The organism is Paenarthrobacter sp. NPDC018779 (assembly GCF_044391085.1).
Classification (GTDB): Bacteria; Actinomycetota; Actinomycetes; order Actinomycetales; family Micrococcaceae; genus Arthrobacter.
In genome coordinates this window covers 1-16160 of the sequence record NZ_JBIRZS010000040.1, presented here as the reverse complement: position 1 = coordinate 16160, position 16160 = coordinate 1, and the positions used below count along the sequence as shown (strand labels likewise).

Genomic DNA, 16160 nt, shown 5'->3' with positions numbered 1-16160 from the left:
CGGGACCGGCGGGTCTCGGCGGTGCCTTCACGGAAATCGAAGTGCTTCCACAAAATGGAGTCGTCTTCTTCGTGCATGCAGATCGCGTTCTCGATCGTCCACGGGTTGCCGTGGGAGTCCACGGAGTGCCCGTCGAAGTACTTGATCTCACCCAGGCAATCACACCCCAGGGTCAGGGAGTTGGCCATGTTGCCGATGTTGTACTCGCCCGAGTCGAACGCGTTCTTCTTCGCCTGCACCGGGGCCGTGTCACCGTACGGGACGACCATTTCCGAGAGCGAGGCACGGTTGATCACCGGACGGTCCACATCGTTGTCACGGAACTTGAGCTGGTGCAGCACCAGGCCCTCACGCGGGGTGAACCCGACCCGGAAGGACCAATCAGCCCACCGCACATGATTACCCGTCACCGTAAAGGACGCACCCTCGGGCTGGGTGATGTTCAACGGCTTCAAATCCGTGCGGGGCTCCCCCACATACTTGGGCAGGTAATTACCGCGGGCCGAGGGCACCGGGATGGCCTGGTCATCCTCCAGGCGGACGACCTTCCCGGCGTTGAGGTCATAGAAAACAATGAAGTTCTCGATCGGGTGCGCGTACGGGGAATCATCAGCCTCATCACGAACGAACACCAACGCCCGCATCAGGCGCCGGCCCTCGTTATCCTCACCGAAATACCCCACCGACCACGGCTCGAAACACACCAAATCCAGGTCCGTCAGACCACGCTTCGCCAACGCCGCGATCACGTCCGGGTCCTTCCGGCACGCATCCTCACACTCAGCGAACTCATCCAACATGAACGGCGGCTGGACATTCTCCGCCAACTGCTTCCACGAATCCACCGTCCCGGCCTCAAGATCAACCACGGCCTCGTACGACCGCGCTACCGCACGATCCACCAGCACCGCATCAGCCTCACGCCGAACCGGAACACCGGCCCGCAAATCCTCCTTGGACGGCTCACGCAACTCCACACTAATAAACCGGAACGACTCAGCCGCAGCAGGACCCTCCTTCAACACCGCCACCGCACGCGCGATCTCCACCCGCGACAACGGATCCAACGGATGCGAAACACCCACCAAAACCTCAGTATCAGCATTCAAAGTCACAACTAACTCCTTTGTTTCCTGGGAAGGGACGTGGATCCCTCTTGTAAACGGAACGGACCGTAGATGGCAGACCTGTCCCCTGGGCTGGTCTGACTGAAGTTCGATGCAGCGGGCCGGCGGAGCTCCTCGAGGAGCCTCACGGGGTGTGATGCCAGTCACTCGCATTCCGTCTGTGTGAAAAAACTACGCCACTCAAAAGGTTTATGCGAGGCCTTTTTTGAATATTTAGGTGAGAAATTCGCGAGCACTTTTTCCCACCCCAGTTAACATGTTGGAAACATACGGAAACGCCTTCACATCTGTAAGGGAAGGGGTCTGGAATGCTAATGTTTTGCTTCTCGGCTCGATGGCGTCCGCCCCTTATCAGCACCGTAGGCATGCCTGTCCGAGGGAAAGTTGGTACTCAATGTCTGCCCGCAGTGATCGCTTCATCACGCGACAATCACCAGTGGAGGGCTTGCGCCGTCGAAAACTTTCCTTCCTGCCTGTCTTCGCGCAGGCCGTCGCCGGCGTAGCGCCCGCGGGCGCCATGTCGGTGATCCCGGCCTTGGTCTTCCCAGGGCTCGTGTTCGGAACTGGCGGGCCCAACCTGGTGGTGACGTTTGGCGCGGCCATGGCAGTCATGGTCCTGGTCTCGTTCTGCCTCCGGCCCATGGCAAAACGCATGGCAGCAGTCAGCGGCCTGTATAGCTACACCGCCAAGGGGTTGGGGCAACGCACGGCCATCACTGCCGGCTGGTCAGCCCTGTTCGGTTACGGACTCGTGGCCATGGCCGGCCTGTTGGTGGTTGGCATCTACACCGCCAAGCTCTTCAGCAACCTGGGCGTGGCGGCGGCGGATTCCACCCTCTTCCCAGTGCTGGCCATCGTGGTGGCCGCTGCAGCTGCGTGCTACCTCATGGTCCGGGGCATCCGGATCTCGGCATGGTTCACAGTGCTGATGGAGGCCATCTCCATCGGGGTCCTGGCCGTGCTGATGATCGTGTACTTTGCCTTGAACGAGTCCGGCACCGACTTCAGCAGCGCGTTTGCATGGAGCGGAAACTTTGACGCCCTCCCGCTCGGCATCGTGGTGGCGGTCAGCGCGTTCGTGGGCTTCGAAAGCCCCACCACACTGGGCGGCGAGGCTCACAAGCCGTTCGTCAGCGTCCCCCGCGCCATCACCTGGACCCCCATGCTGATGGGCGTCCTGTGCCTGATTTCGGTGTCAGCGCAGGATGTCGCGCTCAAGGACGCACCCCTGAGCATTGCCGGGAGCACCACTCCCCTGTCCGACCTTTTCTCCCAAACATCACCCATCTTCGCCGCCGTCCTGGACCTTGGCATCGCAGCCTCGTTCTTTGCCTGCGCGATCGCTTCAATGAACGCCTTCGCCCGGATCCTGTTTTGCATGGGCAGGGAAGGCGTCGCCCCTCGGATCTTCGGCCGGACCCATGCCGCTTTCCGAACCCCCTCGACGGCGATCATGGTCACCATGCCGATTGTCGCCGTCGTGCCCGTAGCGATGATCGCACTGGGCGCCAGCCCCGAAAGGGGCCTGGCGATCCTTTTCACCCTTGGCGCGTACGGATACCTGGGGTCCTACACACTGGCCAGCGCGTCACTTCCCTTTTTCCTCCGCAGGATCGGCGAAAGCACCGTCTCAAGTTGGGTGCTGGGCGCAGTGACGTCGCTGGCCTTGGGGGCGGTGATCTGGACGGCCACGGCGATTTCCATCGGCGCGGGGAACTTCCAGGCATTCGTCTACGCCGGCGTCCTCCTGGCCAGCGTCCTCTACGCCACCTTCCTGCACTTCCGATTACCTGACCGCCTGGCATCCGTCGGAATCTACGACGAGACCCGGGACCTGGACCTCTTTAATGGCAGGCCAACTCGATGAGCATGAATTACAGACCGTCACATACCAAGCCGAGTTCAACGCTGAACTCGCTCAAAGTGCTGGAAACCGTTGCCCGCTTTGGCACGGGCACCACAGCCAAGGAGATCACCGACTCGCTGCAGATGCCCCAGGCAACGGCGTACCGGGTGCTTAACTCGCTGGTTGCGGACGAATACCTGGCACGGACCTCGGACCTGCGGGGCTTTGCGCTGGGCCACGCGATCTCGGGCCTGATCACGGCGGCCACCCCGCCCACGGTCCCCACGGCGGCCCGCAATGCCATCCAGGAATTCCGGAGCAAGAATCGCTTTGCCGTGCATCTCATAATGTTCAGGAATTCATCCCTGAGAATTGCGGACGAAGATCCGGATTATCCATTGCATTCAGTTTTCGAAATGCTGCGCTATCCGCACACCTCTGCTGCCGGAAAACTCATGCTCGCCGAACTGGGAGATTCTGCGGCGCCATTTCCCAAGGGACCGCTGATGCGGCTCACTCCCCAAACCATCACGGATGCCGCGCTCCTTGAAAAACAACTTGAAGAAATAAGGGCCAGGAACGAGGCCACGGAAATCAACGAGCTCGAGGAAGGCTCGGCCAGCCTGGCCTTCCCTGTGCGGCTGGCTGACGAGCCTGCCGGCGCTGCCCTTTGCCTGACCAGTCCGGCTGAGCGATTCACCGCAACGTGCGAACACGAAGACGAGGCACGGGACCTGACCGCGCGGCTGGCTCCCCTCCTGTTCTGACCAGGAGATTTTAAGTACGACGGCGCCATCACCTTGGGAGGTGATGGCGCCTTTGCGTTGGTGGAACTTCGTGTTCGAGGTTGCGCCCTTGGTCAGGCGCGCCGGCTCAGCCCCGCTGGGTCAGAGTGCCGCGAGGGCGTCGTCGACGCTGCTGAGCGCGGAAACAAGAGCATCAACATCCACGTTCCGATGGTGGACACATTCCCGGTTCATTCCGGTCAGGTCGAAGGTGCGGACCGTGTCTCCGAAAACGTCGTCGGGGTCGAGCCGGCGGAGTTCTTCGGCGAGGCAGTCCTTGAGGCTGCGCCGGGCAAGGGTGATCCGTTGTGGCGGCTGGCCGGGCTGGGTTAGCTCGGCGACGGTGTGACCCGGCCGGGAGAGCCGGATGACACCCGCCGTGGTGTTGAGCCGAACTCCCCGGATGCCCGTACCGGGTGGATCGGCCACGATGGTGACCGGCGCCAGGAGTGATCGTCCCAGCCACGTGGCGAGCAGCATGGTGCTGGGCGAATCGGATGCGCCCTCCACCGTGATGCCGGTGACAGCAGCGCCGTCGGCCTGTTCCAACGCGGCGGCGAGTTGGATGCGCCAGTTGGTGAGGCGGGTCCAGGCGAGGTCGGTGTCTCCGGCTTTGTAGCTTTGGCGGATGGTGTCGAGGGCTTGGGCGGGGTCGGGTTCGTTGGCGGAGTCGGTGATGCGGCGGTGGGCGATGGCTCCGATGGAGGTTTCGCAGGCCGATGCGGGGGCGCCGTGGGGCCACCAGGCGACGATGGGTGCGTCGGGGAGGAGGAGTCCGGCGACGAGGGATTCGCTTTCGTGGGCCATTTGGCCGTAGCCGCGCAGCACGATCACTTCGGACGCGCCGGCGTCACCGCCGACGCGGATTTGCGCGTCGAGCCGGTCCGGGGCTTCGGCGCCGGCGTCGGCCAGGACGATGATCCGGCAGGGGTGTTCCCGGCTGGCTTCGTTCGCGGCTTCGATCGCTTCTTCTTCTTGCCCGGATTTGGTCACGACGACCAGGGTCAGGACCCGGCCCAGGGCGATCACCCCGCCTTGCTCGCGCAGGGAGGTGATTTTCTTGGAAATTTTCGAGGTGGTGGTGTCCGGCAGATCGACAATCATGGCCTTCTCCAGGTTCGTCCGTCACGGGCCAGGAGCTCATCGGCCGAAGCCGGCCCCCAACTGCCCGGTGCGTAGGGTTGCGGTTGTTCATCCAGGGACGCCCAGTAGTCCTCGAACGGGTCCAGGATCTTCCAGGACAGTTCCACTTCCTGATGCCGGGGGAACAGCGGCGGCTCACCCAGGAGCACGTCCAGGATCAACCGCTCGTAGGCTTCCGGGGAAGACTCGGTGAAGGAGTGACCGTAGCCGAAGTCCATGGTCACGTCCCTCACTTCCATCTGCGTGCCCGGGACCTTGGACCCGAACCGGATCGTGGCGCCCTCATCGGGCTGGACCCGGATCACCACCGCGTTCTGCCCGAAGTCATCCTCGCCGTGGTCACGGAAGAGCAGGTTCGGGGCGCGTTTGAACACCACCGCGATCTCCGTGACCCGCCGACCCAAACGCTTGCCCGCGCGGAGGTAGAACGGCACCCCCGCCCAACGCCTCGTGTTGATGTCCACCCGGATCGCCGCGAACGTTTCCGTCTTACTGTCTGCGGGGATGCCGTCTTCCTCCAGGTACCCCTGGACTTGTTCCCCGCCCTGCCAGCCACCGGTGAACTGCCCCCGCGCCGAATGCGTGGACAAATCCTCGGGGAGTTTGACCGCGGCGAGGACCTTTTCCTTCTCCGCCCGCAAATCATCGGCGTTGAACGAGATCGGCTCTTCCATCGCCGTCAACGCCAGCAACTGCAGCAGGTGGTTCTGGATCACGTCCCGGGCCGCACCCACACCGTCGTAATACCCCGCCCGGCCACCGGTACCGATGTCCTCGGCCATGGTGATCTGCACATGGTCCACGTAGTTCGCGTTCCACAGCGGTTCGAACAACTGGTTCGCGAACCGCAACGCCAGGATGTTCTGCACCGTTTCCTTGCCCAAATAATGGTCAATCCGGAACACCGCATCCGGCGGGAACACCGACTCCACAATGTCATTCAACGCCCGGGCCGAGTCCAGGTCATGACCGAACGGCTTCTCAATCACCACCCGCCGCCACTGCCCGGTCTTGGCCTGCGCCAACCCATGCTTGGACAACTGCCGGCAAACCTGCTCAAAGGCCTTGGGCGGGATCGAGAGATAGAAGCCATGATTGCCGCGGGTGCCGCGGGTTTCATCCAACTCCTCCAACACATCCCCGAGCCGCTCGAACGCGTCATCATCATCGAACTCGCCCTGGACAAAACGGATCCCCGACGCGAGCTGCTCCCACACGGCCTCATCAAACTTCGTTCGCGCGTGCGCCTTGACGTTCTCTTTCACCTCAGCGGCAAAATCGGCGTTATCCCACTCACGCCGGCCGAAACCCACCAAAGCGAAACTCGGCGGCAACAACCCACGATTAGCCAAGTCATACACCGCAGGCATCAACTTCTTACGGGCAAGATCACCAGTGACCCCAAAAAACACCAACGACGACGGCCCAGCAATACGACTCAAACGACGATCCCGCGGATCCCGCAACGGATTCCGCAAACCAGCAGTCCTTGACCGCGAACTGGGCGTAGCCGGTGAATCTGTGCTTACCGGCGAATCAACGAACGTAATAGACATTGTTGCCTTCTAACTTTCGACGGCGGCTCCCACCGTCGGACCGACGGTCACGCGAGGATAAGCTCGCGGGTCTCCCCGAAGGGGACGGAGTCGCTCAGGGCGAGGGTATAGCGGCCAGGCTGGTGGCGCGTCACCAGGATTCCAGCGAATCTCTGGGGCTTCTGGCGGAGTACGGCTTCGGCGTTGTCGAGCATTTCGTCGTGACGCCAGGGATCTGTAACCAGGACTTCTACGTGTTCATCGGCCAGACAAAGCATGATGACCAGTTCCTTTCAGGGATGAGGGTCCCCCAAAGCCAACCCCTCATCCTTGGGTTTGCTGTGTGGATCGAAAAAGGTGGCGTCCCGCGGACTGCAACATGCGGGACGCCACCTCTCGATCTGATGGTTAGGAGATAGCAGCGCGGAGAGCCTTGGCAGCCAGGGCCGGGTCCTCTGCACCGTAGATTGCGCCACCGGCAACGGCTACGTCAGCGCCGGCCTTCTGGACATCCGGGATGGTGGCAACCTTGACGCCACCGGCAACGGAGAACGGAACGCGGGCTTCAGCACCGGCGCGCAGCAGGCCGTTCAGGTCGAAGCCAGGCTTGGCCTGCTCGTCCAGGCCAGCGTGCATTTCAACGAACTTTGCACCCAGGGCGCGAACTTCCTTGGCACGGGTGACCTTGTCCTCGATGCCGATGAGGTCAACAACGACGCCCTTGTTGTGGGCCTTTGCAGCCTTGACAGCACCGGCGATGGTGGAGTCGTCAGCAGCACCCAGGACGGTCACCAGGTCAGCGCCGGCCTTGAAGGCGATGTCGGCTTCGAGTTCGCCGGCATCCATGGTCTTGAGGTCGGCGAAGACGATCTTGTCCGGGTGGGCGTTCTTGACGGCGGTGATGACCGGCAGGCCCTCAGCCTTGATCAGCGGGGTACCGAGTTCGATGATGTCAACGTATTCGGCAACCTGGCCGGCCAGTTCCAGGGCAGCTTCGGTGGTCAGGAGGTCGATGGCAACTTGGAGCTTCATGATGTTACTTCCTTTGTGATTGATGTATTGCGATGGATGGGAAAATCTTGGGTGTTCTTACTCGAGGTTTGCGTGACGCAGCCACAGCTCTTCAGCCGGCTGTGCGTCGTTGTCCCAGAGCGACTGGAAGATGGCTTCCGTGGCCACGAACAGGGCCTGCTCGAACAGCGAACCTGAGTACTGGCGGGTCACCGAGGAGCCGTGGTCGGTCTTCTGGGCGGCCGGGATGATCACCAGCGCGTCGGCCAGGCCGGCGAGCGGGGAATCCGGGTTGGTGGTGAACGCTGCGATGCGTGCACCTGCCTTGGCGGCGGTTTCGGCGGACTTGACCACACCTGAGGTGGTGCCGGATCCGGAAGCCACCAGCAACAGGTCGCCGGAAGCGATGGCCGGAGTGGTGGTGTCACCCGCAATGTGGACCGTGAGGCCCAAGTGCATCAGTCGCATGCCGGCCATACGGAGGACCAGGCCACTGCGGCCTGCTCCTGCCACGAAGATCCGGCCCGGGTGGGCGAGGTGGCTGGCCAAGCGAGCCATCTGCTGCTCGTCGATCTTGGCGACAACGCCCTGCATTTCGTCCCTGACGAGGGACACATTGCGGACAATGTCGGAGGCGGTTGTATACGTAGCAGTCGTCGTTGCGCTTGCTGTCGGATTCACGATTCTGTCCCTTCGATTCGGTCCTCGGCCTGTCTCGGCCATCGGAGTGCTTTTCGGTTGACAACTATGTTTCCGAATCAAAAGGGGTGGGGTAACACTGTTTTCTGACGGTTCTTCCTACACTTAAGGATTGGTGGGGTAGCCAGTTGCCTTGTGCGGGGAGGCGTGGATCCGTTCAACAAAAAAGTCTTGGCTGAATCAAAACTTTCAAGTAACCCTCCTCTGTAGTATTGGAGCCAACTCGTACCCGATCCCCGGAGCGCAGACCCTTGGCATCGCCTTCCTCCTTCCAATCGCAGATCTACCGGTCCTTGCCGGAGATCGAGCGTGCCGATGCGATTGTCGACAGAATCTCCACCGCCATTTCCCTTGGCTTGCTCAAAGTGGGCGAACGCCTGCCCGCGGAAGCGGCCCTGTCCGAGATGTTTGGAGTGGGTGGGGCCACGCTCCGCGAAGCGCTGAATGAACTGCGCGAACGCGGAATCGTTGAAACCCGCAGGGGACGCAGCGGCGGATCCTTCGTGGTCAGGCAGCCGGAGACCCAATCCGAGGCCATGCGCGCCTGGTTCCTCTCCACTTCGATCTCGGAAATCCGCGATATCGGTGATGAGCACGCAGCCATTGCCGCCGCAACCATCCGCTTGGCCTGCGAACGCGCCGAGGCCCATGACTTCGAACGCTTGCAGGAGCTGGCACGGGCGCTGGTCCTGGCCCACTCCCCCGAAGTCCGCGCGTCTGCCGACAGCCGGTTCCACGTGGAACTTGCGGTGGCAGCCCAGTCACCACGGCTTGCCAATGCCGAGATCCGGCTGCAGCAGGAGACGGTCCAGCAGCTGTGGACTCCCTTGGCCGTAGCATTTGACCCGGAAACAGCCACCGCTGAACACTTGGAGCTCGTCAGGGCGGTTGCCCAGGACCAGCCCGAGAAGGCCCAGGCGTTGGTGCTGGAACACATCAGGCGGAACATCTTCCACTTGATCGATACAAAGCTCACCCTCGGATATGCCCAATCAACCCAGGATGCATAAATGAAGCTAGTCGACGAAGTAGTACACGCCGCCAATGCCCTCACCTCGTGGACCAGCAGCGTTTCCTCCAGCGTCGGGGAACTTGCCAGCCACGTCGGCTCACTGGTGGAAGGAAACCTGGGCGACCGGCCCAAGGTGGACCGCCCGGCGCTAAAGGGATTGGAGAAGCTCTCGCAGGATTTCCTGGCGAAGAACTCCTTCGCCGTTGGCGCGGGAACGTTCTTCGCTGCCGAGTCGGTGGAGCACGGTGACCATCTCCTTGAGTGGTGGACCAGGGGCGCCTCGGGCTCAGTGAAAAAGCTCGACGCTGACCTGACGCCAGGCAGCAACCGCTATTACGACTACGAGAAATTGCCCTTCTTCTCCACGGCGGCGGCCACCGGGGAACAAACTCTCTGGGGTCCGTATATCGACTACCTCGGCTTCGAGGAATACATCATGACGTTCACGGCGCCATGGTCCATCCATGGTCACTTTGCCGGCGTGGTCGGCTGCGATATCCGCATCAAGGACCTTGAGCCCATCATCATGCCGGACCTCCGCAGCATCCATGGAGATGCAGCCCTGATCAATGCCAGCAACCGCGTCATCCTGGGCAATTCCGGAGCGTACCTCGTGGGCGACCGGATCAAAGCCGGACCGGTGGAACCGCACCGCGTGGACCTCGATGTTCCGCACTTGGGCCTTGCCCTGATCTACAGCCCCTGACCACTGCCGCGAACAGCCCCTGACTCCCTGGACCACCGGGAGGCAGGGGCTGTTTGGCATGCCGGGGACCGGAGGCAGCGGGACGGCAGCTCTAAATTCCGATGCACAAAAGTCCCGAAAATAAAAGCTGTTGAACTGAGGTTTTTAAGCTGTAGTCTCTGGAGTGATTTACTTCACAGGAAGCTTGGCGTCGAGGCCAAACCCCGCCCCGGGACATGACGCGGATGACCCAACACCCGTACGCAGCAGCCGGCTTCCCATGCTTGGCGCAGGCATTTTTTTGATGCGCATCTGAATGTTTAGCAATGACTTGCCGGAAGGATCGTGGCCATGGCCGCACCTCATCAGGCGATGGGCCCCACCAAGGGACGTGAACGGCAGGTCCATGAAGCACGACTTAGTTCAGTCAAGGGAGATTGTTATGAGTGAAAAGCGATTAGAGGGCAGTGACGGCCTGGAGCGGTCCATCGATTGGAAACAGGGGCTGGCCATCGCGCTGGGAGTTCCCCTTCTGATCCTGCCCTCGCTGGGCTACCTGCCGATGTACCTGGCCGCCGGTGCGATCCTGATCTGGGGACTGTCCGTGATCCAGGGCTTCTTCCAGAACGCGGCCTACGCGGAAATGGCCACCACGTTCCCCAAAGCCTCGGGCCTTCCCGGCTTTGCCCAGCACGTCTTCCGCACCGAGAACTACCAAGGGAAGTACGACAAGAGCAAGCTGATTGGCGGCTTCAGCGCGTGGGCCTATTGGTTCGCCTGGACCCCCGTGCTGGCCATCTTCTCCATCCTGGTGGGCAGCTACCTGCACGGACTGTTCCCGGCGCTCGGCGAGATGTTTACCGAGAACCAAATGGCCCTCATGACCGGACTGGTGATCTTCGGAGGCCTCTTTGTGGTCAACTGGTTCGGACTCAAGGACGGCGCCAAACTGGGGTATGTACTGGCCGCCTTTTCGCTGATCCCCCTGGTGGTCCTGACCGTGGCGCCCTTCGCCACCGGCCACGTCGATATGGGGAACATCACCGGGAACCTGGTGCCGGCCGACTGGGCGTGGGACATGCACCATATCCTGATCCTCCTGGGCATCTTCGCCATTGCCCAGTGGAGTGCTTGCGCCTGGGAGACAGCCGCGATCTATGGGCCGGAGTACAAGAACCCCGCCAAGGATGTCTCCAAGGCGCTCTTTGCCTGCGGCGTGATCTGCTTCTTCTCGTTTGTCCTGGTGCAGGCCGCCGTGATCGGCGTGCTCGGGGTGGACGGAGTGCTGGACCAACCTGTGTCCCCGCTGATTCCCGTGGCCCATGCGGTGTTCGGCGAAGTGGGCTCCATGGTCACGATCTTCATGCTGATCGCAGCCATGGTTTTGATTATCCAGACCGCCTACCTGGGATCCTCCCGGGCCATGCACTCCATGGCCATTGAGGGCAACCTCCCACGCTCCCTGGGCAAGACCAACCGTAACGGCACACCTTTTGTTGCCATGCTGGTGATCGGCGCCTTCAACCTCGTACTCATCTTCATGGGCAACCCCGCCGCGATTGTTGCTGCGTCTGCCATCGGCTACACCTGCGCCAATGGCATCAGCCTGTTCGCGTACGTCCGGGCAAGGAAGCACCCTGCCTTCGCCGGCTTGGACCGGCCCTTCAAGGCCCCCAAGGGCTGGAAGAACGTAGCCATGGTGTTTGGCCTGTTCAACCTTCCCCTCTGCCTGATCGGCGTCGTCTACCTGAACAGCCTCGAAATCGGCTGGGCCCCCACCTGGGTGGGCTTTATTGTGCTGGCCCTCTACGTTCCCATCTGGTTCTATTCGCAGCGCCAGGCCGCGCGCCACAAACCAGAGCCAGGTGCCGCCGTCGTACCTGACGCACGCCCCGGGGCGAACCTTGAGGACGCCGCGCGCCCGTAGCCGCCCCTGAATCACCTCGGAAGGCGGGTTGGTGGACAGCTGTTGCTGCCCACCAACCCGCTTTTCTGCTGCCTTGTGCAGCTCCAGGAAGCAAGTCAAGCACCGGCCGGAACGTTAATCTACAAACTCGTCATGAAATTTTCTAAAAAAGTCTGGACTAGAAGTATTAGTCCGAGTAGGTTTGTTTGTGGGGCCGGAGAGTGACCCGCATCACACAATCTACGTAGACCAAATGTCTTCCTGGGCTTTGATCTATCAAGGGATTCGGGTCAACTCTTCCCACCATTCAGGGCATTCAGCCCAGTTCACCTCTTGGCCATAAAGGCACCAAAGTGAATGTTTTCTGACCACTTCCCACCACTGTCCACTCAAAGGAGAGACCCATGGAAACACTGCTTGGAACACTCAGCAAGGCCGGAGCAATCCACAAGGTGGAGGACGGATACCTCAACATCCCGTCCATGGACCTTCCCGGAAGCGAAGCCTTCATCGGTGACGCCCTCCACAACCCGGAAGGCACCGTCATGAGCGCCGGCTTCTTCGAGCTCAAGGCGTCCGAACCGTTCGAGTACACCTACACCTACGACGAGATGAAGGTAGTCATCCAGGGTGAATTCATCCTTACCGACGTCTCGACCGGCGAAGTGACCCACGCCAAGGAACGCGACGTCCTGTTCTTCCCGAAGGGCACCACCGTCAAGTTCGACACCCCCACCTACGGCCTCGGCTTCTTCGCCGGCGACCGCTCCTTCGCACCGTAAGGACCCACCATGAGTTCCGTGTCCATGCCACACACAGCGGGCAACGGCTTGGAACCTGGTTTTCGCGGTGTCATCTGCGCGTCGTTCGGCGCAGCAGGTGACACCGCGGATAAGCAAAGCGACAGCCAGCCCAAGCTAAACCTGCACTTCGAAGCCGCAACCCCGGAGGCCCTCTCCGAACTGCGGTCCGCACTGGGAAGCTCCAGCGTCGGCGTCCGTCTCCTGCTTTCAGGCCCGACGGCGGACATCCGCGCAGCAGCGGCCGTCGCCGCCGAGTGCGGACTTCAGCAGGAGGAAATGACCCTCCTCAGCGCTGAATCCGCACCTCGGGCAATCTACTGCCCGCATTGCCACACCACCACCGCGACCACCGAACCCGCCGGTTCGGAGGTTCCCTGCCAGGGCTGCAGCGTCGACCTGGTAACCACTGACCACTTTTCCCGCCGAATGGGCGCGTACCTCGGATACGCAGCCCGTGTCGAGGAGGCATCATGACTGTCACGGCACTGCCCATCAGCCCCCACCCGGCGGTCGACGGCGGCCTTCAGCTGGAAGTGACCAACATCAGTCCCCAGACCGACTCGATCGTGAGCATCACCCTCGCGGACCCGTCGTTCCGGAAACTGCCGTCCTACGTTCCCGGCAGCCACCTCGTGGTCCAGTACGGGGAAGGCGTCAATGCCTACTCCCTGACCGGGTCCGGCAACGCGCCCTCCGAATACGCCATTTCGGTGCTCCGCGTCGAAGACGGCGCCGGCGGATCCCAGGCCATGCACCGGCTCTCCGTTGGCGACCGCGTCTTCGTTTCGCGGCCCCGGAGCGCTTTCGCCCCGGCGTCAACCGCCACCCACCACCTCCTCGTCGCAGCGGGAATCGGAATCACCCCGGTCCTCTCGCACGCACGGGCCGCCGCCGACCGCGGCACCACCTCGTCCCTCATCTACGTTTACCGCCCCGGATCCGGAGCGCACGTGGACGAAGCCCGGGAACTCCTCGGTTCAGCCCTCACTGAATGCAGCAACCGCGACAGTTTCCAGGACGTCCTCACCGACCAGCTCACCAAGCAGGGCGTGGGAACCCACCTCTACGTGTGCGGCCCCAACGCGTTCATGGACTCCGTCCTGGACCAGGCCCGCCAAGCCGGATGGGCTGAAGCACGGCTCCACTCGGAGGCCTTCGGCGCAGCTGAACTGGACGATGGCGAACCCTTCACGGTGAACCTGGCCCGCAGCGGCCTCAAGCTAAACGTTCCGGCCGGCGTCTCCCTCCTGGAGACCTTGGAAAAAGCCGGAAAGACCATCCCCAACATGTGCCGCAAGGGTATCTGCGGCGAGTGTGTCCTGCCTGTCCTCAAAGGAACCCCGCAACACCGGGATATGTACCTCACTGATCAGGAAAAGGCCCAGAACACCACAATGATGTGCTGTGTTTCACGCAGCGAAGACCCCGAATTGGAGTTGGACCTTTGAGCATCACGATCGACACACCAACTGACACCGCTTCCCTCCCGGACCGCATCCGGCGCTTCCCCTTCCCTTTCCGGGACGAGATCTACCGCTACAGCGCCAACGTGGAGCCGGCCAACAAGAACATCGACACGGACGCAGGCTCCTGGGGCAAGGGACTCATCGACATCGACGAGTTCTACCTCGAAGAACTCGCCGACCGTGAGCGGATCCTGACCGCCGATCCATCCCGCTCCCAGGTCCTTCCCCACATGAAGCCTGCCGCTTGGGACACCGTGGCCACCCTGCTGCCAGCCATGGCCGAGGAAAACCCGGAGATCATGTCCTTCGAGCGTGAAGGAAACCACTGCCGCTGGCACAACGGCCTGCAGAACCTGGACATCGAATTCACCATTGGCGACGACGATTCTGTTCCCGGTGGACCACTGCGCTTCCTCGGAACACAGATCCAGGACGACATCGTCCTCCTGGACATCCGCGACGGCACCATGTGGCTGGACGCCGGCGTCGTCAGCTTCGCCGCTGACTGGTCCTTCGGGTTCGACGTCGGAATGAGCTTCCTGGAGATCCACGGACCCGTGCCCAGGGTCAAGGAAGAGAACATCATCCAGCGCGCCGAGCAATTCCTCATGCGCCTCCAGCCCGGTGAGCAGTTCCGCCGGACCAACTGGACCATGACCATCGGCCGCCGCCTGGACACTTCCACGGAGACCTACCAGGAATGGGGCCCGGACCGCGGCACCATCGCCACCGACCCGGACATGCCGGACAAACTGCACCTCCGCGTCGAGGTCCAGCACCTGGTCCGGCTCCCCCACACCGGAACCCTGCTGTTCCTGATCCGCAGCTACCTCTTGCCGCTGCGGGACATCGCCCAGGTCCCCACCTGGCGCGAGAAATTCGGCAACATCCTCGCCGAACTGCCGGAAGACATGGCCGAGTACAAGGGCATCACCCGGTACCGCAACGCTGCCTCCGAATGGCTGCTCGCGGGCTAAGAACGTCCAAACCATCTACACATCAAAAACATAAAACAAAGGAGTTAGTTGTGACTTTGAATGCTGATACTGAGGTTTTGGTGGGTGTTTCGCATCCGTTGGATCCGTTGTCGCGGGTGGAGATCGCGCGTGCGGTGGCGGTGTTGAAGGAGGGGCCTGCTGCGGCTGAGTCGTTCCGGTTTATTAGTGTGGAGTTGCGTGAGCCGTCCAAGGAGGATTTGCGCGCTGGTGTTCCGGTTCGGCGTGAGGCTGATGCGGTGCTGGTGGATCGTGCGGTAGCGCGGTCGTTTGAGGCCGTTGTTGATCTTGAGGCCGGGACGGTGGATTCGTGGAAGCAGTTGGCGGAGAATGTCCAGCCGCCGTTCATGTTGGATGAGTTCGCTGAGTGTGAGGATGCGTGCCGGAAGGACCCGGACGTGATCGCGGCGTTGGCGAAGCGTGGTCTGACGGACCTGGATTTGGTGTGTTTCGAGCCGTGGTCGGTGGGGTATTTCGGTGAGGATAACGAGGGCCGGCGCCTGATGCGGGCGTTGGTGTTCGTCCGTGATGAGGCTGATGATTCCCCGTACGCGCACCCGATCGAGAACTTCATTGTTTTCTATGACCTCAACGCCGGGAAGGTCGTCCGCCTGGAGGATGACCAGGCCATCCCGGTCCCCTCAGCCCGCGGTAATTACCTGCCCAAGTATGTGGGGGAGCCCCGCACGGATTTGAAGCCGTTGAACATCACCCAACCCGAGGGTGCGTCCTTCACGGTGACGGGTAATCATGTGCGGTGGGCTGATTGGTCCTTCCGGGTCGGGTTCACCCCGCGTGAAGGCCTGGTGCTGCACCAGCTCAAGTTCCGCGACAACGACGTGGACCGTCCGGTGATCAACCGTGCCTCGCTCTCGGAAATGGTCGTCCCCTACGGTGACACGGCCCCGGTGCAGGCGAAGAAGAACGCGTTCGACTCGGGCGAGTACAACATCGGCAACATGGCCAACTCCCTGACCCTGGGCTGTGACTGCCTGGGTGAGATCAAGTACTTCGACGGGCACTCCGTGGACTCCCACGGCAACCCGTGGACCATCGAGAACGCGATCTGCATGCACGAAGAAGACGACTCCATTTTGTGGAAGCACTTCGATTTCCGTGAAGGCACCGCCGAGACCCGCCGGTCCCG

14 protein-coding genes and 2 pseudogenes are annotated in these 16160 nt (G+C 61.9%); 10 read left to right on the top strand and 6 right to left on the bottom strand.

Features of this window, described 5'->3' with window-relative positions; genetic code table 11:
- Positions 1 to 1115: pseudogene (locus ACH488_RS21520) on the bottom strand (tyramine oxidase); the annotation flags it as partial.
- A 406-nt stretch (positions 1116 to 1521) separates the two neighbouring features.
- Here ACH488_RS21520 and ACH488_RS21515 point away from each other — a divergent pair.
- The gene (locus tag ACH488_RS21515; protein ID WP_397326629.1) at positions 1522 to 2994 is read left to right on the top strand and encodes an APC family permease; all 1473 of its coding nucleotides are present in this window, start codon (positions 1522 to 1524) and stop codon (positions 2992 to 2994) included.
- Positions 2991 to 3740, top strand: coding sequence for an IclR family transcriptional regulator (locus ACH488_RS21510; RefSeq protein ID WP_397326628.1), 750 nt, complete (start codon positions 2991 to 2993; stop codon positions 3738 to 3740). Before ACH488_RS21515 ends, ACH488_RS21510 begins: the two co-directional genes overlap by 4 nt.
- Positions 3741 to 3860: 120 nt before the next feature.
- Here ACH488_RS21510 and ACH488_RS21505 read toward each other — a convergent pair whose 3' ends face one another.
- The 5 genes from ACH488_RS21505 to hxlB form a co-directional block, all read right to left on the bottom strand.
- Positions 3861 to 4862 (bottom strand): glucose-6-phosphate dehydrogenase assembly protein OpcA, encoded by a 1002-nt coding sequence (locus ACH488_RS21505; protein ID WP_397326627.1) that lies wholly within the window; start codon positions 4860 to 4862, stop codon positions 3861 to 3863.
- Positions 4859 to 6367 carry a glucose-6-phosphate dehydrogenase gene (gene zwf / locus ACH488_RS21500; protein WP_397326630.1) on the bottom strand — a complete coding sequence of 503 codons (1509 nt, stop codon included), beginning with the start codon at positions 6365 to 6367 and terminating at the stop codon, positions 4859 to 4861. Before zwf ends, ACH488_RS21505 begins: the two co-directional genes overlap by 4 nt.
- Positions 6368 to 6504: 137 nt before the next feature.
- Positions 6505 to 6714 (bottom strand): hypothetical protein, encoded by a 210-nt coding sequence (locus tag ACH488_RS21495; protein ID WP_397326626.1) that lies wholly within the window; start codon positions 6712 to 6714, stop codon positions 6505 to 6507.
- A gap of 130 nt (positions 6715 to 6844) precedes the next feature.
- Positions 6845 to 7468, bottom strand: a complete 624-nt coding sequence (hxlA, locus tag ACH488_RS21490; protein WP_397326625.1) for a 3-hexulose-6-phosphate synthase — start codon at positions 7466 to 7468, stop codon at positions 6845 to 6847.
- 57 nt (positions 7469 to 7525) lie between these two features.
- Positions 7526 to 8128 (bottom strand): 6-phospho-3-hexuloisomerase, encoded by a 603-nt coding sequence (gene hxlB / locus ACH488_RS21485; protein ID WP_397326624.1) that lies wholly within the window; start codon positions 8126 to 8128, stop codon positions 7526 to 7528.
- 269 nt (positions 8129 to 8397) lie between these two features.
- Here hxlB and ACH488_RS21480 point away from each other — a divergent pair, with 269 nt between their 5' ends.
- The 8 genes and pseudogenes from ACH488_RS21480 to ACH488_RS21445 all read left to right on the top strand — a co-directional run.
- Positions 8398 to 9156, top strand: a complete 759-nt coding sequence (locus tag ACH488_RS21480; RefSeq protein WP_397326623.1) for a FadR/GntR family transcriptional regulator — start codon at positions 8398 to 8400, stop codon at positions 9154 to 9156.
- Positions 9157 to 9864 carry a cache domain-containing protein gene (locus tag ACH488_RS21475; protein WP_397326622.1) on the top strand — a complete coding sequence of 236 codons (708 nt, stop codon included), beginning with the start codon at positions 9157 to 9159 and terminating at the stop codon, positions 9862 to 9864. It begins immediately after the preceding gene.
- Positions 9865 to 10285: 421 nt separating this feature from the next.
- Entirely contained in the window at positions 10286 to 11770 is a 1485-nt protein-coding gene (locus tag ACH488_RS21470; protein ID WP_397326620.1) for an APC family permease, read from the top strand.
- A 383-nt stretch (positions 11771 to 12153) separates the two neighbouring features.
- Positions 12154 to 12531, top strand: a complete 378-nt coding sequence (locus ACH488_RS21465) for a cupin domain-containing protein (protein ID WP_397326618.1) — start codon at positions 12154 to 12156, stop codon at positions 12529 to 12531.
- Between the two features lie 9 nt (positions 12532 to 12540).
- Positions 12541 to 13026, top strand: coding sequence for a dimethylamine monooxygenase subunit DmmA family protein (locus tag ACH488_RS21460; RefSeq protein ID WP_397326617.1), 486 nt, complete (start codon positions 12541 to 12543; stop codon positions 13024 to 13026).
- The gene (locus ACH488_RS21455; protein ID WP_397326616.1) at positions 13023 to 14000 is read left to right on the top strand and encodes a PDR/VanB family oxidoreductase; all 978 of its coding nucleotides are present in this window, start codon (positions 13023 to 13025) and stop codon (positions 13998 to 14000) included. Before ACH488_RS21460 ends, ACH488_RS21455 begins: the two co-directional genes overlap by 4 nt.
- Positions 13997 to 14995 (top strand): heme-dependent oxidative N-demethylase family protein, encoded by a 999-nt coding sequence (locus tag ACH488_RS21450; protein ID WP_397326615.1) that lies wholly within the window; start codon positions 13997 to 13999, stop codon positions 14993 to 14995. The genes ACH488_RS21455 and ACH488_RS21450 overlap by 4 nt, the downstream gene beginning before the upstream one ends.
- A 50-nt stretch (positions 14996 to 15045) precedes the next feature.
- Positions 15046 to 16160 (top strand): annotated as a pseudogene (locus tag ACH488_RS21445) (tyramine oxidase); the annotation flags it as partial.

Bases quoted from the DNA above. Each gene is read 5' to 3' on its own strand.
- ACH488_RS21515 (WP_397326629.1), top strand. From the start codon at position 1,522: ATGTCTGCCCGCAGTGATCGCTTCATCACGCGACAATCACCAGTGGAG.
- ACH488_RS21510 (WP_397326628.1), top strand. From the start codon at position 2,991: ATGAGCATGAATTACAGACCGTCACATACCAAGCCGAGTTCAACGCTG.
- ACH488_RS21505 (WP_397326627.1), bottom strand. From the start codon at position 4,862: ATGATTGTCGATCTGCCGGACACCACCACCTCGAAAATTTCCAAGAAA.
- ACH488_RS21495 (WP_397326626.1), bottom strand. From the start codon at position 6,714: ATGCTTTGTCTGGCCGATGAACACGTAGAAGTCCTGGTTACAGATCCC.
- hxlA (WP_397326625.1), bottom strand. From the start codon at position 7,468: ATGAAGCTCCAAGTTGCCATCGACCTCCTGACCACCGAAGCTGCCCTG.
- ACH488_RS21475 (WP_397326622.1), top strand. From the start codon at position 9,157: ATGAAGCTAGTCGACGAAGTAGTACACGCCGCCAATGCCCTCACCTCG.
- ACH488_RS21470 (WP_397326620.1), top strand. From the start codon at position 10,286: ATGAGTGAAAAGCGATTAGAGGGCAGTGACGGCCTGGAGCGGTCCATC.
- ACH488_RS21465 (WP_397326618.1), top strand. From the start codon at position 12,154: ATGGAAACACTGCTTGGAACACTCAGCAAGGCCGGAGCAATCCACAAG.
- ACH488_RS21460 (WP_397326617.1), top strand. From the start codon at position 12,541: ATGAGTTCCGTGTCCATGCCACACACAGCGGGCAACGGCTTGGAACCT.
- ACH488_RS21455 (WP_397326616.1), top strand. From the start codon at position 13,023: ATGACTGTCACGGCACTGCCCATCAGCCCCCACCCGGCGGTCGACGGC.